Source organism: Gordonia sp. LMA167 (assembly GCF_058130025.1).
Map to the genome: position 1 here is coordinate 5,428,852 of NZ_CM176708.1, position 21,542 is coordinate 5,450,393.

Annotated in this window: 16 protein-coding genes; 3 read left to right on the forward strand and 13 right to left on the reverse strand. The window is 66.6% G+C overall.

The window, feature by feature from the left end; genetic code table 11:
• Window positions 1–68: 68 nt before the first annotated feature.
• On the forward strand, window positions 69–1,052 hold the full coding sequence (locus tag ACVT6V_RS24715; RefSeq protein WP_489896724.1) for a zinc-binding alcohol dehydrogenase family protein: 984 nt from the start codon (window positions 69–71) through the stop codon (window positions 1,050–1,052).
• Here the strand turns inward: ACVT6V_RS24715 and ACVT6V_RS24720 are convergent.
• Entirely contained in the window at window positions 1,042–1,932 is an 891-nt protein-coding gene (locus ACVT6V_RS24720; protein ID WP_489896725.1) for a LysR family transcriptional regulator, read from the reverse strand. The genes ACVT6V_RS24715 and ACVT6V_RS24720 overlap by 11 nt on opposite strands.
• 81 nt (window positions 1,933–2,013) lie before the next feature.
• Here ACVT6V_RS24720 and ACVT6V_RS24725 point away from each other — a divergent pair, with 81 nt between their 5' ends.
• The gene (locus ACVT6V_RS24725; RefSeq protein ID WP_489896726.1) at window positions 2,014–3,285 is read left to right on the forward strand and encodes an MFS transporter; all 1,272 of its coding nucleotides are present in this window, start codon (window positions 2,014–2,016) and stop codon (window positions 3,283–3,285) included.
• A gap of 179 nt (window positions 3,286–3,464) precedes the next feature.
• On the opposite strand, the gene ACVT6V_RS24730 is transcribed toward ACVT6V_RS24725, so the two are convergent.
• The 9 genes from ACVT6V_RS24730 to hpf form a co-directional block, all read right to left on the reverse strand.
• Window positions 3,465–4,664, reverse strand: coding sequence for a fatty acid desaturase family protein (locus ACVT6V_RS24730; RefSeq protein WP_489896727.1), 1,200 nt, complete (start codon window positions 4,662–4,664; stop codon window positions 3,465–3,467).
• Window positions 4,665–4,734: 70 nt separating this feature from the next.
• Window positions 4,735–6,048 (reverse strand): fatty acid desaturase family protein, encoded by a 1,314-nt coding sequence (locus tag ACVT6V_RS24735; RefSeq protein WP_489896728.1) that lies wholly within the window; start codon window positions 6,046–6,048, stop codon window positions 4,735–4,737.
• A 198-nt stretch (window positions 6,049–6,246) separates the two neighbouring features.
• Complete coding sequence (locus ACVT6V_RS24740) at window positions 6,247–7,338, reverse strand: GNAT family N-acetyltransferase (RefSeq protein ID WP_489896729.1); 1,092 nt, start codon at window positions 7,336–7,338, stop codon at window positions 6,247–6,249.
• Window positions 7,339–7,438: 100 nt separating this feature from the next.
• Complete coding sequence (locus ACVT6V_RS24745; protein ID WP_489896730.1) at window positions 7,439–8,566, reverse strand: ferredoxin reductase; 1,128 nt, start codon at window positions 8,564–8,566, stop codon at window positions 7,439–7,441.
• A gap of 156 nt (window positions 8,567–8,722) precedes the next feature.
• Entirely contained in the window at window positions 8,723–9,289 is a 567-nt protein-coding gene (locus ACVT6V_RS24750; protein WP_489896731.1) for a DUF6912 family protein, read from the reverse strand.
• A gap of 86 nt (window positions 9,290–9,375) precedes the next feature.
• Window positions 9,376–10,944 carry a wax ester/triacylglycerol synthase domain-containing protein gene (locus ACVT6V_RS24755; protein WP_489896732.1) on the reverse strand — a complete coding sequence of 523 codons (1,569 nt, stop codon included), beginning with the start codon at window positions 10,942–10,944 and terminating at the stop codon, window positions 9,376–9,378.
• Window positions 10,945–11,090: 146 nt separating this feature from the next.
• Window positions 11,091–11,657: an Rv3235 family protein gene (locus ACVT6V_RS24760; RefSeq protein ID WP_489896733.1), complete on the reverse strand. Its 567-nt coding sequence runs from the start codon at window positions 11,655–11,657 to the stop codon at window positions 11,091–11,093.
• A gap of 656 nt (window positions 11,658–12,313) precedes the next feature.
• A complete protein-coding gene (gene secA, locus ACVT6V_RS24765; RefSeq protein WP_489896734.1) occupies window positions 12,314–15,154 on the reverse strand; it encodes a preprotein translocase subunit SecA in 2,841 nt (946 codons plus the stop codon).
• 146 nt (window positions 15,155–15,300) lie between these two features.
• Window positions 15,301–16,113 (reverse strand): ribosome hibernation-promoting factor, HPF/YfiA family, encoded by an 813-nt coding sequence (hpf, locus tag ACVT6V_RS24770; RefSeq protein WP_489896735.1) that lies wholly within the window; start codon window positions 16,111–16,113, stop codon window positions 15,301–15,303.
• 507 nt (window positions 16,114–16,620) lie between these two features.
• Here hpf and ACVT6V_RS24775 point away from each other — a divergent pair.
• Window positions 16,621–17,325 carry a ComF family protein gene (locus tag ACVT6V_RS24775; protein WP_489896736.1) on the forward strand — a complete coding sequence of 235 codons (705 nt, stop codon included), beginning with the start codon at window positions 16,621–16,623 and terminating at the stop codon, window positions 17,323–17,325.
• A 12-nt stretch (window positions 17,326–17,337) separates the two neighbouring features.
• On the opposite strand, the gene lpqB is transcribed toward ACVT6V_RS24775, so the two are convergent.
• Genes lpqB through mtrA form a run of 3 tightly spaced genes read right to left on the reverse strand, consistent with a single transcriptional unit; the run spans window position 17,338 to window position 21,519 of the window.
• Entirely contained in the window at window positions 17,338–19,113 is a 1,776-nt protein-coding gene (gene lpqB, locus ACVT6V_RS24780; RefSeq protein ID WP_489896737.1) for an MtrAB system accessory lipoprotein LpqB, read from the reverse strand.
• The gene (gene mtrB, locus ACVT6V_RS24785; protein WP_489896738.1) at window positions 19,100–20,845 is read right to left on the reverse strand and encodes an MtrAB system histidine kinase MtrB; all 1,746 of its coding nucleotides are present in this window, start codon (window positions 20,843–20,845) and stop codon (window positions 19,100–19,102) included. Before mtrB ends, lpqB begins: the two co-directional genes overlap by 14 nt.
• Window positions 20,842–21,519, reverse strand: a complete 678-nt coding sequence (gene mtrA, locus ACVT6V_RS24790; RefSeq protein WP_004023513.1) for an MtrAB system response regulator MtrA — start codon at window positions 21,517–21,519, stop codon at window positions 20,842–20,844. Before mtrA ends, mtrB begins: the two co-directional genes overlap by 4 nt.
• Between the last annotated feature and the right edge of the window lie 23 nt (window positions 21,520–21,542).

Below are 21,542 nucleotides of genomic sequence, written 5' to 3' on the forward strand. Positions count from 1 at the left end.
GGGCCGGGCTACAGTGGCTTCGGCGCCGAGCTCCCACGATGGCCGTCGCCGAGCGTGAGGAGGTGACCGTGTCCGGTGACATGATGCGCGCCGTTGTCGTCGACGCCCCCGGCCCCCCGGAAGCCCTGCACCTGCGCGAGGTCCCGACGCCGACACCCACGAACGGCTGGGTACTGATCCGCGTCGAGGCGTTCGGGCTGAACCGATCCGAACTGCATTTCCGTCGCGGCATGGCCGACTTCGGGACCTTCCCTCGCATCCCCGGACTCGAGGCAGTCGGCACCGTGGTCGACTGTCCGGGCGATGAGTTCGCAATCGGCACGCAGGTCGCCGCTCTGATGGGCGGCATGGGACGCACCTTCGACGGCGGCTACGCGCAGTACACGTGTGTGCCGGCCACGAACGTGATCGGATTCCACAGTGACCTGCCGTGGTCGACTCTCGGGGCCGTCCCGGAGATGCTGCAGACGGCACATGGATCGCTCACCGTCGGTATCGACGGTCACGCCGGACAGACGGTGCTGATCCGCGGCGGCACATCATCGATCGGTCTCGCACTGGCCGTCTTGGCTCGACGCGCCGGACTGCGCATCATCTCCACGACACGCAACCCGGCGCGACACGAGTTCCTCCAGCAGTTCGCCGACCACGTCGTCATCGACGACGGCGAGATCGCCCAACACGTGCGTTCCATCGCCGCTGACGGCGTGGACGCTGCCGTGGAACTGGTCGGCACCAACACACTTCGCGACACCCTGGCATCGACGCGAACACATGGGGTGGTGTGTTTCACCGGCATGCTCTCGGACCAGTGGACCATTCCCGACTTCTACCCGATGGACTATCTACCCAACGGCGTTCGCCTCACTGCCTACTCGGGTGGCGCCTCGGATCTCCCGGCGACGGTGCTCCAAGCGTTCGTCGACGACGTCGCATCCGACAGGGCGACCGTTCCGATCGGGAAGGTGTACGCGCTCGACGACATCGTGGCGGCGCACACCGATATGGAGAACGGAACCCTCACCGGTAAAGGTGTGGTCCTCACCCGCTGATAGCAGCCGGCCGGACCACCCCGAGCACGCTGTCGAGGACCGCCCGCGCCGCCCGCGACGGCGTCCGCGTGGACGAATGGGCGATCGAGATCTCCCACACCAATTGCTTGTCCGAGCACGGCAGGATCGGTCCGTCGGCCTGTTCGCGGGCAACTCCGAGCGGAACCAGCGTGACACCGAAGCCCTTGACCGCCAGACTCATTCCGAAGAACTGGTCGGCCACCTCGATCACCGTCCGGCGAACGGGGATCTCCCGGTCCACCACCGCCCGCGTCCCCCACCCCGGCGGGTAATCGATCACGCGCTCCTCGGCCAGATCAGCGGTCGTAAAGGACCCGGCGTCCGCCAGATGGTGATCCGGTGAACACACGAGGACCAGCGGTTCGGCCGCCAGGCGGTAGACGGTGATCCCGGGGACGTGCTCCGGATAGGCGCCCAGGAACGCGAGGTCCAGGGTGCCGGCACGGAGGCCGACAATGTTGCCCGAGGTGCCACGCGGATTCTGTCGCATCGCGATCGTGATCCCGGGATGCCTCCGATGGAGGTCCGCCAAGGCCTCGGCCAGGTCGATGGACACCACGTTGACCAGCGCGCCGACGGCAACCTCGCCGCTGATGTCGCCGCGCATCCCCGCGACGGCGTCAAAGACCTCGGCGCGCGCACGCAGCGCCGCGCGCGCCGGCCCCACCACGGCACGACCGGTGTCGGTGAGGATGAGCACTGTCGGCGTTCGATCGAACAGCCGCTCCCCGAGTTCACGTTCCAGCTTCGCAACCCCGGTCGACACCGCCGACTGGACGACATTGAGAGAACGTGCGGCCGCGGTGAACGTCCCCTGGTCGCAGCAGGCGAGGAAATACTCCAGATGCCGTAGCTCCACTGCCACCTCCATCACAAATCGAGATACTTACATCGAAATCTATCGCTTCTCCAGAAGCTACCGGGTCCGGATGATGGAGGCATGACAGTGACCACCGGCAACCCCACACGCACCCAGACACACCTCAGTCACGTCGTGGTGTTCCTGTTCGCGGTGACCGCCGGGTCGTCGGCGGGCTGCCTGTATTACCTGCAGCCACTCCTGCACGAGATCAGCATCGACTTCTCGATCTCCACCGCAGCCGCGGGGCTGGTGGTGGCCCTCACGCAGATCGGCTATCTCCTCGGACTCGCCTTCGTCGTCCCGCTGGGCGATTTCGTCAACCGCCGTCGACTCGTGACCGGCCTGTTGGTCGTCTCCTGCGTCGCGCTGGTGGCAGCGGGACTGATGCCTTCCTACGGCGGCCTGTTGACCATGGTGTTCGCGCTCGGTGTCTCCGCATCGGCCGCTCAGGTCGTCGTGCCGTGGGCGGCCGCGATCGCCGGACCGTACGAACGCGGCGCCGTGGTGGGACACGTGATGAGCGGACTGCTCATCGGTATCCTGTTCTCCCGCGTCCTGTCGGGGCTGGTCGCCGAGATCGGCGGATGGCGGGCGATCCTGTTCGTCGCTGCGGCAGTGCAGTTGGCGATGGCCCTGGCGGTGTGGTTCCGGGCGCCCGGTGCGCGACCCGCGGCTGCCGGATCTCGCCAGAGCTATCCGCAGGTGCTGGCCTCCATCCTGACCCTCGTGCGGCAACAACCGGTGTTGCGTCACCGCATGATCCTGGGCGGTCTCAACATGGCGGCATTCAGCGGTCTGTGGACTGCGATCGCCTTCCTGTTGGCCGGCGGCGGGGACTCGCGCTACGACTACTCCGAGGCCGCGATCGGGCTCTTCGGCCTGGCAGGCGTGGCTGGCGCGCTCGGCGCACCGATCGTCGGCAAGCTGGCCGACCGCGGCTACCTGCGGCACACGAACTATCTCGTGTGGGCGGTACAGATCGCGGGCTGGCTCCTGCTGTGGGCCGGTGGTCGCGACGTCGTGATCCTCATCGTCGCCCTGCTGGTGTTCGACTTCGGCGTGCAGGGCGTGCAGCTGGCCAATCAGACCGGCGTCTACTCACTCGACGACCGAGCTCGTTCCCGTCTGACGACGGCCTATATGGTGGCGTACTTCGCGGGCGGCGTGATCGGGTCGTCGGTGGGCGCGTGGGCCTATCAGGCCGGGGGCTGGGCGCTCGTCTGCGGACTCGGGATCGGTTCGGCCGTGGTCGGGTTCCTGGCGTGGGCCGGGTTCGCGTGGACCGAACGCGAGGATTCGGTGCAAGGGGTCGCCGCGCACGCCGAGTTGCGTGGCGCAGTGCGCGAGTGAGGTTGCGCGCCCGGGTACAGGGGTTTCGATACGGTCTCGGCTAGCGCCTCAACCTACTCAACCAGCGAAAGGTGAACTCGGCTAGCGCCTCAACCTACTCAACCAGCGAAAGGTGAACTCGCCTGGCGCCTCAACCTACTCAACCAGCGGACACTCGACCGCAGGCGATCCCACTGAGATCACTTACGCGACAGCTTCTTTCGACGCAGCTCGGCGATCGCGGTCTTGAGTCCGCGGGTGCGGGGCATGCCGGCGAACCGACGCTCCGAGGCCGTCTCGGGTGCGTCGTCGGCGGTGTCGCGAAGGAAGCTGTCCGGCAGCGCTAGCTTGTTGATGGTCCGCAGTGTCTGCATGTACTGCATGAACAGCGAACCCGTCGTGTACGGCAGGTCGTATTTGTCGCAGAGATCGCGCACCCGCACACCGATCTCGGCATAACGGTTACTGGGTAGGTCCGGGTAGAGGTGATGCTCGATCTGGTAGCAGAGGTTGCCGCTCATGAACGCCATCGCAGGCCCGGCCCGGAAGTTGGCGGTCCCGAGCATCTGGCGGAGGTACCACTGTCCGGGGGTCTCGTCGGTCAGCGAGTCGACGGTGAATTTCTCTGCGCCGTCAGGGAAATGGCCGCAGAAGATCACCACGTAGGCCCACAGGTTGCGGATGAGGTTCGCGCTGAGGTTGGCCGTCAGGGTGTGCCGGAAGTTGGGTCCGGTCATCGCCGGGAACAGCACGTAGTCCTTGGCAACCTGCTTACCGACCTTGCGGGCGAATTCCTTGATCTGCGGGACCGCGACCTCTTTGGGCTTCTTGCCCTGGATGACCTCACGCAACTCGAGGTCATGCAATCCGATCCCCCATTCAAAGGTGGCGGCGAGGATCAGGTTGAACAGCGGCTGCAATGCTCGCCGCGGCTCCCACGGTTCGTCGCGGGTCACGCGGAGGATCTTGTAGCCGACGTCGTGGTCCATGCCGACGACGTTGGTGTATTTGTGGTGAATGTAGTTGTGCGAGTGCTTCCAATGCGGGGACGCGCACACCATGTCCCACTCCCACGTCGTGGAGTGCACCTCGGGATCGTTCATCCAATCCCACTGCCCGTGCATCACATTGTGGCCGAGCTCCATGTTCTCGATGATCTTCGAGAGTGCGAGAGCGCCGGTACCCAGCACCCACAATGACCGCTTGTGGCTGCCGAAGAGCGCGAGTCGCCCAGCGACCTCGAGGGCACGATGCGCAAGGATCGTCCGACGCAGGTAGCGCACATCGCGCAGTCCACGGTCGGCTTCGATCTCGCGCCGCAATGCGTCGAGTTCCGCACCCAGCGCCTCGACGTCGGCATCGCTCAGGTGGGCGTAGGCATTGATATCGGTGATGGCCATCAGAACCCATTATGCGCGTCCGCCGACCCGACGATCGTCGGACCATCGGGGCGGCAGGTCACGCGTGGTATCAGGCCGCCCGGGGCCGCTCGACGACCGGCGCCGCAGGCACGCTGCCCCGACGTCCGCGGCTGCGCAGCCCCTTGATGGCCGAGACCAGGCCCTTGCGCCTGCCGGTGGCCGGATCGAGCACGGCCTGCAGCCGGACATCCTCGGCAAGGCCCTGTTTGAATCGGCGCTCCGACGCCGTCTCGGGCGCATCGTCGGCGGTGGCCTTGAGGTACTTGTTCGGCAGCGACAGCTTGGCGATCGTGCGCCAGGCCTTCGCGTACTGGACCGGGAACGATCCGGTGGTATAGGGCAGGTCGTACTTCTCGCACAGCGCGCGCACCCGCAGCGAGATCTCCGGCAGCCGATTGCTCGGCAGGTCCGGGAAGATGTGGTGCTCGATCTGGTACGACAGGTTGCCGCTCATGAAGCCGAGGACCGGCCCGGAGCGGAAGTTGGCACTGCCCAGCATCTGTCGCAGGTACCACTCGGCCCGGGTCTCGCTGTCGACGTCCTGCCGGGTGAACTTCTCCGCACCGTCGGGGAAATGACCGCAGAAGATGACCGCGTTGGTCCACACGTTGCGGATCGCGTTGCCCATCAGGTTCGCCGTCAGTGCCTTGCCGAACGCGCGACCGAAGCCGACTTGACGACCGGCGGTGACGCCAACCAGGGCGGGGTAGACGGCGTAGTCCTTGGCAACCTGCTTGCCGACCTTCTTGCCGACGTCGGCGAGGTCGCGGTGGAACTGCTCCTTGGCCTCCGGCGTGCGACGCTTCTTGCCGAGCTCCAGATGCTGAACGGCGACACCGTATTCGAAGGCCAGCGCGAGCAGCGTGTTGTACGCGAGGTTACCGAGGTAGAACGGTCGCCACCGCTGGTCACGGGTGACGCGCAGGAGTCCGTAGCCCACGTCGTCGTCCATGCCGAGCACGTTGGTGTACTTGTGATGGATGTAGTTGTGGGTGTGCTTCCAGTGCGCCGACGGGTCGGTGTTGTCCCACTCCCAGGTGGTGGAATGGACCTCGGGATCGTTCATCCAATCCCACTGCCCGTGCATCACGTTGTGGCCTAGTTCCATGTTCTCGATGATCTTGGCGATGCCGAGCGCACCGGCGCCGGCCCACCACATCGAGCGCTTCGAGGAACCGAAGATCAATGCACGTCCCGCGAGTTCCATACCGCGCTGGAAGCGGATGGTGTTGCGGATGTATCGCGCATCGCGTTCACCACGATCTGCCTCGATGTCGGCGCGGATCGCGTCGAGCTCGCGTCCGAGTGCATCGAGATCGGCGTCGGTCAGATGGGCATATTCGGTAATGTCGGTGATCGCCATTCGCCCTCCCAGAGGTCGTGGAGCAAGTGTCTTTGAGTCTTTCCGGTGGTGTGGCCCTGAGTTCTATGGGCTACCTACCATTCCGTAACTTACGCAAGCGTAGGTTGCCGGGGGCGGCGTTGTCCACCCCTTGCGGGCACGGACGCTCGAATGTGATCCACCCCACGCAGCAGCGGGCCGACGATCGGGGACGGACGATCAGGGGCGCAGCAACTCGAATCCGACGAGGTCCTCGAGATGACCGTCCGAACTCGCGGCCAGCGGCTGAGTGCCGAATTCGTGGAAGCCCGCGCGACGCGCCAACGCCTTGCTGCCCTCGTTGGAGTCAGCGGCGAACATCGTCATGCGCCGCAGATCGAGAACCTCGAAACAGTGCCGGATCGCGGCCGGAAATGCTTCACCGAGCACTCCACGACCACGCGCTTCGGGGTGGGTGTAGAAGCCCACCTCCGCACCGGTCACGTCGTCGATCTCGAAGATCGAGATGTCCCCCAGGTAATCGTCGGTGTCCTTGTCGGCGACGGCCCACGTGCAGGTCTCGCCGCGCGCCGCCGTCCACCACTTGCGGGTGCGCTCGGCGGCGGCGTGTTCGGTCGTCAACGGATGAGGTCGACCGAACAGGTACTTGCGTGAGACGGGGTCGTCGAGGGTTTCGCGGATCCGTTCGTCATCGGCCTCACTCAATGGCCGCAAACAGAATCGCTCCGTCTCGAAAGTGGTTGCACGCCAACTGGATTTCCGAGAGAAGTCGTCGCCGGCGCGCCATTTCGCGCACCAGGCATCAACCACCTTGCTGTTCATCTCCAGCCAGTCCGGTACCGCCGCGGTCAACGTGAACCCTGCCCGGTGCGCTGCGCGCAGACCGGCGAGGTTACCTTCGGCGGCCTGCCAGCGCACCACCTCGACGTCGCGCGCGGCCACGGCGTACTCCATCGCGAGGATGATCGCCCGACGCGCCAGGCCCAGTCCGCGAGCGTCGGGGTGCAGCACGAAGCCGATGTCGACGATGCGGCCCGTCCCCTGTAGGTCGACGCTGCCGACGAAGCGTCCGTCGTGCTCGATCGCCCAGGTCATCGCTTCACCGGTCCGCCAGCCGGACACCGCATGGCTGATGTACCGCTCGGCATCCGAGCGGCCGTACGGGGATGGCATCAACGCCCATCGCATTGTCAGCGGATCAGTCGCGTATTCGATCACGCGGTCGACGTCTGCGGGACCATGCGCCCGCAGCGTCACGCCCCCGTCGGACAGGACGGGTACTTCCATCATCTCGGGCAGTTGAGCGCGCACGCGGATCTCCTCCGTGGTCGACATTCAGCCGTCACGGTCGAGCCTAACGTGCCACGGTCAGGACGCCAGCCGAACCATCGACCTCACGTCCGCGCGAGCCTCACACGTCCAGGGTGCAGTCGCCTGCGGCGACGGAGATGCAGGTCTGGATACGTTCACCTTCGACGTGCTCGACACCGGAGCGCAGATCCCGGACGCAGCCGCGGTCCAACATCACCACGCAGCTCTGACAGATGCCCATCCGGCAGCCAAAGGGCATGATCACCCCGGCCTCTTCACCGGCCTCGAGCAGTGTGGTCGCGCCGTCGGCCTCGGTGACCCGCCCCGTCCGGCCGAAGGTGACCGCACCGCCCTCGGCGCCGACCGCGCCGCGTTCGAGCGCGAATCGTTCGATGTGCAGGTGATCCCCGCGGCCGGCTGCGTCGAACATGCCGCGTAGCGCGTCGAGGAATCCGCCGGGACCACATGCCCAGGTTTGTCGTTCCGCCCAGTCGCCGACCAGTTCGGTGAGCCGCTCGGGCGTGACCTTCCCGTCGGTGCGGGTGTACTGGACGTGCAGATCGATGAGTCCGTCGTCGGCCATCCGCGACAGCTCGTCGGCGAAGAGCAGGTCGGCCTTCGTCGGCGTCGAGTGCACGAGCCGGATGTCGGTGTGTTGGCCACGGTGCCCGATCATCCGCAGCATCGCCATGATCGGGGTGATGCCGCTGCCGGCCGTCGCGAAGAGGATCTTGGTGGGAAGCGGTTCGGGAAGCACGAACTCGCCGCGCGGTGCGGCCAGGCGAACCACCGTGCCGGGTTGCACGCCCTTGACCAGGTGCGAGGACAGGAACCCCTCGGGCATCGCCTTGACGGTGATGGCGATCGTGCGATCGTGTCCGCGGACCGTCCCCGATGTGACGGGAACCGAGGTCAGTGAATACGACCGCCAGGTCCAGCGCCCGTCGACCAGCACGCCGATCCCCACGTACTGCCCGGGTGCGTAGTCGAACGAGAAACCCCAGCCCGGGCGGATGCGGATGGTGGCCGTGTCCTCGGTCTCCGGGGTCACCGACACCACCTTGCCGCGTAGCTCACGGGCGGACCACAGCGGATTGGCAAGGTGAAGGTAGTCGTCGGGCAGCAATGGCGTGGTGATCCTCGCGAACGCCGCGCGCGCCCATTGGGCACCACGATTGCGGGCCGCCACCCCGGCCACCGGTTCCTCGAAACGCTCGAGCCATCCCACCTGAAGACCACCTCACCGGGTGACCCGCGAGTCACACCATCGACAACCTACGCTTCCGTAGGTACAACCTACGCTACCGTAAGTTACCTGAGTTGATGGCACGAGTCTCACGGCGATGCGGCTCGGCGGGGCGCTCGCAGGCCGTTCGGCGACGGTTCAGAGCAGCTCCAGCAGGAACGGCAGTTCCTGCGTCGCGTACCACGCCAGGTCGAAGTCCTCGACATCCCCGACGGCGAGTTCGGCATCCTGATCCCCCAGGTCGGCGGCATCGATCACCACCACCGCGGCGCGTACCTTGGGCTCCGCCTCGGCGACGTCGACGTGCACCGACGCAATGTCCCGAAGCGGCACCGGCCCGGCGATCCGCACCACGGCGTCGTCGAGCTCCGGATGCAGGGTGACGTCGGCGACGTCGGCCGACACCACGACGCGGCGCGGCGGGAGTCTCGGGGTGTCACCTGGTTTGGTGGTCTGCTCGTCCGCGGCGAGTTCGGCGTCGCCGGCACTGTCGCCGGGTTCGGACGCCTCCCCGGCCAGCAGGCGCAGCGATGCGCGGGCGGCCTCACGCATGGCCACCTCGGCGAGTTCCTCGTCGTCGCCGGACAGGAACGATTCACGCAGCGTGGGTGTCAACGCGAAACCGGTGCCGCCGATCGCACGGAACTCGCCGCTGTCGGTGAGCTGCATCAGCATCGCCAACGTCGCCGGTAGGTACACCCTCATCGCAGTCGTTTCCTCACCGTCGGCTCGATCGCCGACCCTAGCGGTCACCTGATAAGACCTTGCGGCCGTGTGTCTTTCACCATCGGTCACTTGGTGGCCACGAGTTCCTCGTAGGACTCGGTCACGTAGTCGGTCATGGCGGGCAGATCGCTCATCACGCCACGGTCGGCGATGAAGGCGAACTGCAGATTGTTGTGGTAGTCGGTGATGTTGATCGCCAGCGCACGTTGCGCCATCAACGTCGGGATGGCATACATCTCGGAGACCGGACAACCGCGGACGTACCGACCGGCCACCGGCGATGTCCCCATCCCCACCGGCACGTTGTAGCTCCGCCGGTTCAGACTGCGGAACGCGCGCGAACTCAGTTCCGGGAAGGGCACCACGCCGAGCTCCGGGAGCAACGGCTGCGGGCCCATCGAGAGTCGGCGCGAGGACTGCGAATACCGGTTGGCCAGTCCGGCGACCTGCGCGAGGCGGACGGCCGGGTTGTCCTCCCCGACCGGCAGATCTGTCACGAAGCTCGGTTTGCCCACGGCGATCCATCGTCCGTCGGCGTCGACGCGCCGCTCCACCGAGGGGTCCCGGGCCGACAGGGGCAGCACGACCCGCACCGTGTCGCCGGACTGGACGGATTCCTCGAAGGAGAGCATCCAGCGTCGCATCACGCCCGAGATGATGGCGAGTTCGACGTCGTTGACCGTGCAGTCGTAGTGGTCGGCGATCTTGGCGCAGCCGCGACGCGGCACCGTCGCGACGGCAAAGATCCGAGTCGACGTCGTCGAGTTGTTGAGCCTGCTCGGTGGCGCGGAGTCGCTGATCTGCTGCACGAAACCACCGACCCGGCGGATCGTGCTCTCGGCGGTGGTCCGCAAATCCGACACGATCGAGTTGCCGTGGATCAGCGAGTCGATCAGGTCGCCCGGTCGGGAGAACGCCTCGGCGATCGCGCCGACCGTCAAAGTGGTCGCGCCGGGCGGGGCTCCCGGCATCCACAGATCCTCGGCGAGCGGTTCCACCTCTGGTTCCTCGTCGCAGATCGCCTCGCTGATCTCGAGTGAGGTCTCACCGTCGACCAGACAGCGGTGCGTCTTGGTCAGGATCGCGAGCTTGCCATCCGGGAGACCCTCGATGAGGTACATCTCCCACAGCGGCCGAGTCCGGTCCAGTGGGCGTGACATCACGCGGGCGATCAGATCCTGCAACTGGGCCGTGTCACCGGGGCGTGGGAGCCCGGATCGGCGGATGTGGAAATTGATGTCGAAATCGGGGTCGTCGACCCATACCGGACGGGCCAGCCCCAGAGTCACCTCCCGCACGATCTGTCGGTATCGGGGGATGAGCTGGAGGCGGTTCTCGACCAGCGCGACAAGCCTCGGATAATCCAGTGGCACAGCGGTCGGCGTGGCGGACTTCTCGGCGTCCGGATCAGCCGCGTTCTCCGTCTCGGTTCGCCTGACCTGCGGCGCGGGCTTGTCCTGCGCTGACGGCTTGTCGCTCGCCTGCGCTTTGTCGGCCACCAGCGCTTTGTCGGGATTCTTGGGTTGGCGGGACTCTGCGGGATCGATGATGAGCAGCGCACCGAGGTGCGTTGTGGTGCCGGACTCGTCGAGAAAGTAGAACATCGCTTCGCGCGGGGAGAGTCGGTTGACCACGTCAGTGATCGTAGTGCCTCGAAAGGTCACACCGACACGTTGTGCGCATCCGCCGCACGTCGCGCAGTTGCCGACGCAGCGGATGGGCCGTGCCCGACCAGCGATCACGCAACCACCCCACTCGAGGGTTGCGACGAAGCCGGACCTCAGACGAGGGTAAAAGTGACCAGCTGCCAACGATATTCGACGGCGCGGCGCAGAACCGAGTGGTGGCGGGCGGGGGCGTTGCGTACCCGCCGCGGCAGCTGCTCGATGCGGGCCGCGAAAGCCCGGACGCGCTCGCCTCGTTGGTAGCTGCCGAAGATCTCGGCGGAGCCGGGTCCCCGCATCTGCACGTGTACGCGCCGCAGGGTGGCGGTGGTGTCCCCGTTCGACGACCCTCCCCCGGGTGCCCGCCCCGCCCCGTGAACCCGAACCAGGGTGGCCACCTGGTCGAGAAGCTGCGGGGGCGCCATGCTGTCCAGCTGATTGACGCTACGTCGCCGGTCCAGGATCTCGAGGACCAGTGTGACGGTGCCGATGGCGAACCGCCGGGCATCGACGGTTGCCGCGGACAACGCCGGGCGAGGCCGGGTGGAGCCAAGGGTCCCCGCAGCGGCCGACGTCGCCACCGGGCGGAGCTGCCCAACGGCATCGGGAGGTCGGGCCGGCGGTTCGTAGGGTTCGGCGGGCCGGATCAGGACTCGGGGCGTCTCCATAGATATCGGACGCATCACACCCGTCGACGGTTCCGGTCACTGGAGAAGTTCTTGGAATTTTCTTGTGGGCCCTTCGTGACGCTCGCGAGCTCGCTCCTCAGGGAACGGGTGGTGACGCTCGCGAGCTCGCTCCTCAGGGACCGGGTGGTGACGCTCGCGAGCTCGCTCCCTTCGTGACGCTCGCAAGCTCGCTCCTCAGGGCGGCGCCTCAGGGAACGGGTGGTGACGCTCGCGAGCTCGCTCTTGACACCTGCACCACGAATCGGGTGATGAGACCAACACCGGCCTCGCCACCAAAATTCCACCCGATCCCTGAGGAGGTCCGGAGCGCCAGCGGAGGACCGTCACGAAGGGCCGCCCTTCGTGACGCATCCTCGCAGGCTCGGAGGCTCCTCAGGGAGCGTGGGGTGAGGCATCCTCGCAGGCTCGGAGGCTCCTCAGGGAGCGTGGGGTGACGCATCCTCGCAGGCTCCTCAGGGAGCGAGGGGTGACGCATCCTCGCAGGCTCGCAGGCTCCTCAGGGAGCGAGGGGTGACGCATCCTCGCAGGCTCCTCAGGGAGCGTGGGGTGACGCATCCTCGCAGGCTCCTCAGGGAGCGTGGGGTGACGCATCCTCGCAGGCTCCTCAGGGAGCGTGGGGTGACGCATCCTCGCAGGACGACGGGTGACGCTCAGCGACGCTTCTTGCGTGCCTTCGGCGGCTTGGCGCGACCGCTCTTGGCGGTCTCGCGAGCCGCGGCCCGACGTTCGCGGCGAGTGGCAGAGACCAGCGCCGGGTCGTCGAGCTCCTCGTCCTCGGAATGGATCTCCGTTCCGCCACCCTCGGCGGGACCCGAATAGGTCATCGGGACCTCGGACTGTTCGACGCCGACGGCCCGCAGCGCGGGCGGCACGTCCTGCTGCGCGTCTGCCGCTGCCGGGGCGCTGCCGTTGCCGGCGACACCGGCCGGTGCGGGCGTGGGGATCGGAATCTGCGCGACCGGGCCCGGCGTCGGCGCCGGGGCCTGCTCGGTCTGCACCTGCACGTTGAACAGGAACCCGAGAGCCTCCTCCTTGAGCCCCTCGAGCATGCCGCTGAACATGTCGTATCCCTCGCGCTGATACTCCACCACCGGGTCGCGCTGGGCCATCGACCGCAGGTGGATACCTTCGCGCAGGTAGTCCATCTCGTAGAGGTGGTCCTGCCATTTGCGGTCCAGAACGGTCAGCAGAATCGTGCGTTCGAGCTGACGCATGGCGCCCTCGCCGGCGATCTGCTCGATCTCGGCCTCACGCGCCTCGTAGGCCTTGCGCGCATCGCCGATCAAGATCTCCTCGAGATCTTCCGCGCTGATGTCGTCGCGCTCACCGAACTCGTTCTCGCCGACGACCTCCTTCGGGTCCAGGGAGATCGGATACAGCGTGCGCAGCGCGTTCCAGAGCTCGTCGAGATCCCAATCCTCGGCGTATCCCTCGGCGGTGGCGCCCTGGACATAGGCGGTGACCACGTCCTCGATCATGGTCTGAACCTGCTCGCGGTGGTCCTCGCCCTCGAGGATGCGGCGACGCTCGCCATAGATGACCTTGCGCTGCTCGTTCATCACCTCGTCGTACTTGAGGACGTTCTTGCGGACCTCGAAGTTCTGCTGCTCGACCTGCGTCTGTGCACTGCGGATGGCCTTGGTGACCATCTTCGCCTCGATCGGCACGTCATCGGGCAGGTTGACCCGGTTCATGATCGATTCGAGCGCGGCACCGTTGAAGCGCCGCATCAGCTCGTCGCCGAGCGAGAGGTAGAAGCGCGATTCGCCCGGGTCACCCTGACGGCCCGAACGGCCGCGCAGCTGATTGTCGATGCGTCGTGACTCGTGACGCTCGGTACCCAGCACATAGAGGCCGCCGGCCTCCTTGACCGCCTCTGCCTCGTCGGCTGCGGCGGCGCGGGCCACCTCGATCGCCTCGGGCCACGCCTCCTCGTAATCGTCGGGCGTGTTCACCGGGTCGAGTCCGGCCTTGCGCAGGCGGATGTCGGCCAGGATGTCGGGATTACCGCCGAGCACGACGTCGGTACCGCGACCCGCCATGTTGGTGGCGACGGTCACCGCGCCGGTACGACCGGCCTCGGCGATGATCTGCGCCTCCTGCTCGTGGAACTTTGCGTTGAGCACGTTGTGCGGGATGTCACGTTTGGCCAGCTGCCGGGACAGATACTCCGAACGCTCGACGCTGGTGGTACCGATCAGCACCGGTTGGCCGACCTGATGACGCTCGGTGATGTCGTCGACGACCGCGGCGAACTTGGCCTCTTCGGTCTTGTAGATGAGGTCGGTCTGATCCTTGCGGATCATCGGCTTGTTCGTCGGGATCGGCAGCACACCGAGCTTGTAGATCTGGTCGAACTCGGCGGCCTCGGTCTCGGCGGTGCCCGTCATGCCGGCCAGCTTGTCGTACATGCGGAAGTAGTTCTGCAGGGTGATCGTCGCCAGGGTCTGGTTCTCCGCCTTGATCTCGACGTGTTCCTTGGCCTCGATCGCCTGGTGCAGGCCTTCGTTGAACCGGCGGCCGTCCAGGACGCGACCGGTGAACTCGTCGACGATGAGCACCTCACCGTTGCGGACGATGTAGTCCTTGTCGCGGTGGAAGTGTTCCTTGACCTTGATGGCGTTGTTCAGATAGCTGACCAGCGGGGAATTGGCGGCCTCGTAGAGATTGTCGATGCCGAGCTGATCCTCGACGAACTCGACACCCGCCTCGTGTACACCAATGGTCTTCTTCTTGATGTCGACCTCGTAGTGCACGTCGCGCTCGAGAAGCGGTGCGATACGGGCAAACTCGAGATACCACTTGCTCGACCCCTCGGCGGGACCCGAGATGATCAGCGGGGTACGGGCCTCGTCGACGAGGATCGAGTCGACCTCGTCGACGATCGCGTAGTTGTGCCCGCGCTGCACCAACTCCGCCAGTGAGTGCGCCATGTTGTCGCGCAGGTAGTCGAAGCCGAACTCGTTGTTGGTGCCGTAGGTGATGTCGGCGGCATACGCCTCGCGACGCTGGTCGGGGCTCATCCCGGTGAGGATCACCGCGGTATCGAGGCCGAGGAAGCGGTGGACACGCCCCATCCACTCCGCGTCACGCTTGGCCAGGTAGTCGTTGACGGTGACGACGTGCACGCCATCACCCGCCAGGGCGTTGAGGTAGGCCGGCAGCACACAGGTGAGGGTCTTGCCCTCACCGGTCTTCATCTCGGCGATGTTGCCGTAATGCAGCGCCGCACCGCCCATGATCTGGACGTGGAAGTGCTTCTGCTCGAGTACCCGCCAGGCGGCTTCGCGGGCCACCGCAAAGGCCTCGGGGAGCAGCTCGTCGAGGTCCGCGCCGTCGGCGATGCGCTCCTTGAACTCGTCGGTCTTCGCGCGCAGTTCGTCGTCGGTCAGAGCCTCGACCTCGTCGGACAGCGCTTCGACGTGCGATGCGATCGCATCGAGACGCTTGACCATGCGGCCTTCACCGACGCGCAACAGCTTGTTCAGCACCGTGGATCGAGTCCCTCACTCATGTCGACTACACACGAAATCCGGCCTGCAACCAGCGCAGGCCGGATCCCATGGTACTCAGCTCGCCTAAGTGCAACCTGATCGGTGCTGCGATCAGGTGTTACATCGCACCGGACGAGACCCGGTCAGGCCAGACGGATGAGCCCGTAGTCGAAGGCGTGGCGCCGATAGACCACCGACGCCTGATCCGTCTCCTTGTCGTGGAACAGGAAGAAGTCGTGACCGACGAGTTCCATCTCGTAGAGGGCGTCATCCACCGACATCGGGACCGCTTCGTGCTCCTTGATCCGTACGACGTGTCCGGGAGTGTGCTCCTCGACGCCGTCGTCCCAGGACTTCTCGACGTCGGCCGAGCCGGTGGCGTCGGGCTGGACGGTGAGCTGGTTGTCCCGCAGCTGGGGGGCACCGATCTCGGTGGCCTCGGCGACCGAGATGGGCCGCCGGTTCCCGTAGGACACCCGCCGACGGTCCTTGACGCGGCGCAATCGGGACTCGAGCTTGTCGAGTGCTCCTTCGAGGGCCGCGTAGAAGTTCTCACCACACGCCTGCGCGCGCGCCTTGGGACCCTTGCCGATCGCGGTGATCTCGACCTGTTGACACACCTTCGATTGCCGACGGTTGCGTTCGTGGAACAGCTCGACGTCGAAGCGGAAGATGGAAGGGTCGAAGCGCTCGAGCCGAGCTAGCTTGTCTCCCACATAGATTCGGTAGTGCCCGGGTATCTCGACGTTACGGCCGTTGAATACGACCGTGGCCGTCGGTTCGGCGGGTTCGTCGGCGTCGACGGTTCCGGCAGGACGGACGAACGCGAAACTGGGGTCGAACGCCGGGTCTTCACCGGACTGACTGTCAGTCGCGGCGTCCCGGACGGAATCGGCGGGGCGTTGCTCGCCGACCTTCGATTCGCGATGGCCTTTTCGATGGATGACTGTTGACATAAACAACTTCCTCCTTCAGATGGTTCCACGTCCGAACCACGCAGAGGGCCAGCTGCGCGAACCCGATCACCCACCGGTAGTGGCGGCAGTGTGCCGCAATGGGGGGGACGTCGCCCTGGGCGGAATGGTCCGCTCCTGCAAATGCCTGCGGGGACTACCGCCAGGTCCCCGGGAGAAGAGATTTGGCACTGGGTGCAGCGACGTATCAGATCCGTTGTCTCGCTGACGCCTTCGTCGTCGGATAGGAATCGTGGCCATGCCAGCCGACGGCTGGCACTCACGGGCAGGGGCCTCACCTCCTCGCGAAAAGCGGCGGCTACCTTCTGTGCCTTCGACCGTAGCCCGAAGTTCGCCTACTGGCCACGTTTCGGGCCAACATCGGCGTGTATGCGCACGAGACAGGACGGAGGTCCCGGCTCGTTGTCCCCAAACGTCCCGCCATCCACATTTCCGGAGCAGGTGCCGGTTCGCCACGGATTGCCCGGATCGGTCCGGCACGATCACCTGATGAACCGAGGACGACGCGGTCTGGCCGCGCGCACCGTGGAGATTCTGACCTCCGGCGCCGACCTGATGGTGCCCACGGTCTGCGGCGGTTGCGACGCTCCGGGTGTCCCGTGGTGTGACGGGTGCGCCGCGGTGCTCGCCGACACCCCGGTGCGGCTCGAACCACGCGTCGAGGTCGGCGTCGATGCGTGGGCGCTCGGGCGGTATCGCGGCCCCTACCGTGGGGCGCTGATATCGGTGAAGGAGCATGGCCGGCGAGACCTGTGCGCACCACTGGGCCTGGCGCTGGCCCGGGGCATCGCCACGCTGGCGCACTGGGAGGAGTTACCCGATACCAACCGCCTGACCCTGATCCCGGCACCGACCCGGTCCGCGTCGGCACGCCGTCGCGGAGGCGATCACGCCACCGCGATCGCCCGGGCGACCGCGGACCAGCTCGGCCCACGCGTCCGGGTCGCCGACCTGCTGTTCACCGCCATGGGCGCCCGGGATTCCGCCGGCCTCGACGCACGCGAGCGGGTGGCGAACCTGTCCGGCAGCATTCGGGTGCGGGGTTCGCGCACTCATCTGCTCCGCCAGCCGATCGGCACAGCGATATTGGTCGACGACATCCTCACCACCGGTGCCACCGCGGCCGAGTCGGCACGTGTCCTCGCCGCGCACGGGGTGACGCTGAATGCCGTGATGGTTGTCGCGGGAGCCTGAGCGCCCGAGTCCTCAGGGCAGAACCGGGATGGCGTCGGGTGCCATCGCGGGCTCGACCTCGGTCCAGTACTGGTCGGGCTGGCCGTGCGAGCTGCCGAGCCGGAGTACCCCGTGGGTGTCGCCGACGTAGACGGTCGACTGGTCGGCCACGACCGCCCGCACCGGTGGCGAGAGGTTGCCCGAGAGCAGCCCGACCGCGGGTGTGCCGTTGATCGACAACTGCACCACCGGAGATTCGAGTGCACTGCGGGCCACCATCACCGTGGTCGGCGACGCCCAGTCCAGCGATACGGCCTGGCCACCGATGTTGTAGGCGGCGATCCTCGGGCTGGTCAACGACATCCCGCCGTCGGCGTTGGTGGACACCACCGCGAACACCACCTGCCCGCCGACGATGAGAGCGGCACGTACACCGTCCGGTGCCACTTGCAGCTCGGTGATCGGGCCGCGTGCCACGGTCGCGATCGAGGCGGCGTCCACCGTCGTCAGGCGGGTGCTGTCGCCGGTCTCGTCGCGTACCCACTGCACCGGACGACCGTCGACCACCGCCCACACCGTGTTGGAATCCTGCGCGAAGGATGGCCGGGTGATCGAATCCCCCGAGACCACCACGCCCTGGTCGGAGCCGTACGGGCCGATCACCAGGTCCAGCCGCGGTCCCGCACCGGTGTGCGCCAGGACCGCGGCCGAGCGTTGACCATCCGAGGAGATGACCGCCGACCGCACGTCGCGGGTCCTGCCCAGCGGCCCGTCGACCGGCACCGTGCCCGAGTCGGTGACCTTGAGAAGAGCACCGGAACGGATGATGTTCAGTCCGACGTCGGTGGACGGAACCGACGACGGATCGAACGACTTCACGTCCGCCGTCTGCCATCCGGACGCCCGCTCCGGGATCAGCGGCCCGCCGTCGGCGTTGATGACATACGGACCACCGATGTCTGCCGAGTCGAGTGTCCAGATGATCTGCGCCGCCATCGCGGTGCGGTCTCGCGTCGAACTCGACCCGATCCCGGTCAGCTCGATCCGCACCCCACCGTCGGACATCGAGATCACCGGGCCGCGCAGCGCGGAACCGTTGGGGAAGCCGCTGTCGACCGAACCCGCGAGTTCCGATGACGGCCCGGCGATCAGATGGTTGATCAGCTCGGTCGGCTCGGCATCCTTGCCCGAGTAGAGCCACCTCGGGTCGGCGACCAGGTGCTGCAGGCTGCGGTCGGTGAAATACAGGTTGACGCCACGATAGGCGGAGTCGAACTGATTGCGGTCGATCATCGTCCCGTTCGGGAGCGGTCCGTCGATCCGCCATTCGTCACCCACCCGGGCCAGGGACAGCGTCGTCTCGACCCGTCCCGTCGCCGGGAGCAGTTGGCCGTCGGTCTTCAGTGTTCCGACGTTGTCGCCGATCAGCCGCAGACGTACCGCGTCCTCGCTGCGCTGGTCGACGAAGATGTTGATCTCGTCGACGATGAGCATGTCACCGCGGTCGTCCCATTGCTCCGAGGCCGCTGTCGTGAGGAAGTTTCGTGCCGCACGATGCCCTGAATCGGGGTCGGCGGTCGCCTTGAGGAAGGCGCGGATCAGCGACTCGGGGTCCATGTCGGGTTGCGGTACCGGAACCGCGTTGGTGGGGCCCTGCTGTTCGAATGCGGTGATCGGCTGGGGTGAGGAACTGTTGGGGATCGAGCCGCATCCGGCCACCACGCAGGTCGACGCGACCAGGATCAGCACCAGCAGTCCGATCACGCGCCGGCCACCGCGCCGGCGCGCACCACGGTCAGTCGGCGCCACGGCCACCTCCCCCGGTGCTGGACTCCGACGGCGTCGGATCAGGCGGCCCGTCCTCGGGTTCGGGCACGGCGTCGGTCTCCTTCACCGCGGCAGACCGCGCGGCGGCCGCGGAACGGGCGAGCGTTCCACCGACCGGCTTGAGCGGCAGCGGACTGCCCAGCACCTTGTGTCCTCGCTCCAGCGGAAGTGTCAACCGGAAGCAGGCGCCCTTGCCCGGCTCACCCCACGCCTCCAACCGTCCCTGATGCAGGCGGGCGTCCTCGATACTGATCGCGAGTCCCAGACCGGTGCCGCCGGATCGGCGGAACCGGGACGGGTCCGAACGCCAGAAGCGGTTGAAGACGAGCTTCTCCTCGCCCGGCCGCAACCCGATGCCGTTGTCGCGAACCGTGATCGCCACCGCGTCACCGTCGGACCGCATGGTGAGGACCACGGGTTTGCGCTCGCCGTGATCGATCGCGTTGGCCAGCAGGTTTCGCAGGATCCGCTCCACTCGGCGCGGATCGATCTCCGCGATGACCGGCTCGGTGGGAAGGTCCAGGACCAGTTCGGTGCCGGTCTCCTCGGCCAGGTGACTCACCGTCGCGAGCGCACCGTCGATCGGGATCGCCATGTCCATCCGCTCGGCCGCGAGCTCGGCCATGCCGGCATCGTGCCGCGAGATCTCCAGCAGCTCGTTGAGCAACGTCTCGAACCGGTCCAGCTCTTTGTCGAGGAGTTCGACCGACCGCTTGCGCACCGGGTCCAGCTCGTCGCGGCCCTCGTAGAGCACATCACTGGCCATGCGCACCGTGGTCAGCGGCGTGCGCAGCTCATGGCTGACATCGGAGGTGAACTGGCGTTGCAGCCCGCCGAACTCCTCGAGATGGGTGATCTGTTTCGACAGACTCTCCGCCATGTCGTTGAACGACATCGCCAGGCGGGCCATGTCGTCCTCACCGCGGACCGGCATCCGTTCCTTGAGCCGGCCGTCGGCGAACCGTACCGCGATCCGGGATGCGGACCGGACCGGCAACACCACCTGCCGCGAGACCAGCCAGGCGATGGCCGCGAGCAGACCCAGCAACACCACCGCACCGGTCACGAGCGTTCCGCGCACGAGGTCGACGGTGTTCTGCTCACTGGTCAGCGGAAACACGAGATACAACTCGAGCCCGGCCACCGCCGCATTCGTGGGTGTCCCGACGATGAGCGCGGGTTCGGAACCGCCGGACGCGGTCGGGATGGACGAGTACTGATAGGCGACCTGCCCGCCCTTCACCATGTCCCGCAAATTGTCGGGAATCTCCGCGATGGGACCGACGCCGCTGTCGGTGCCGTCCTCCGCCGAACCGGGGACCAGCAGGACGGTGTCGAATGTCCCGACCGTGCCGGAATTCTCCGTGGTGTCGACGTCACGGTCGGTGAGCAGCGATCGGGTCTGTCGGAGCCGGTTCTGCACCGACATGTTGCCGTCGCTGCTGGCCAGATCACGCTCCACGGCGATTCGGGCCCGCTCGACCTCTTCGGTGGCGGCGGTCAGTTTCACATCCAGCAGCCGATCGGTGATCTGGCTGATCAGCACGAACACCAGGATCAAGATGACGACAAAAGACAGCACCAACGTCGACACCACCACACGCAGCTGCAGGGATCGGCGCCAGATCCGCCCGAAGGCTCGACCGATCCTGCTCGCAGCGCGGGTGATGCGCCCGAAGGTGCTGTTGACGCGACGTCTGGGTCGACCGATCACGGCGGGCCGGCCTTGTAGCCGACCCCCCTCACCGTCAATACGACCTCAGGATTCTCCGGGTCGGTTTCGACCTTCGCTCGCAGACGCTGGACATGCACGTTCACGAGTCTAGTGTCCGCCGGATGGCGGTAGCCCCACACCTGCTCCAGCAGTACGTCGCGGGTGAACACCTGCCGCGGCTTGCGCGCCAGCGCGACCAGCAGATCGAACTCCAGCGGCGTCAGCGAGATGGGGACGCCGTCACGGGTCACCTTGTGCGCGGGAACGTCGATCTCGACGGGCCCGATCGACAGCAGCTCCGCGGGTTCCTCGTCGGTACGGCGCAGACGGGCGCGGACCCGGGCCACGAGTTCCTTCGGTTTGAACGGCTTGACCATGTAGTCGTCGGCGCCGGACTCCAGGCCCAGCACGACGTCGACGGTGTCGGACTTCGCGGTGAGCATCACGATCGGCACACCGGAGTCGGCGCGCAGAACCCGGCAGACGTCGATGCCGTTCATCCCCGGGAGCATCAGGTCCAGCAATACCAGATCGGGGCGGATCTCCCGCACCGCCGTCAACGCCTGGGTGCCGTCGCCGACCACGAACGGTTCGAAACCTTCACCCCGCAGCACGATCGTGAGCATCTCGGCGAGTGCGGCGTCGTCGTCGACGACGAGAATGCGAGGCTTCATGTATCCAATGGTGACACTTTCGT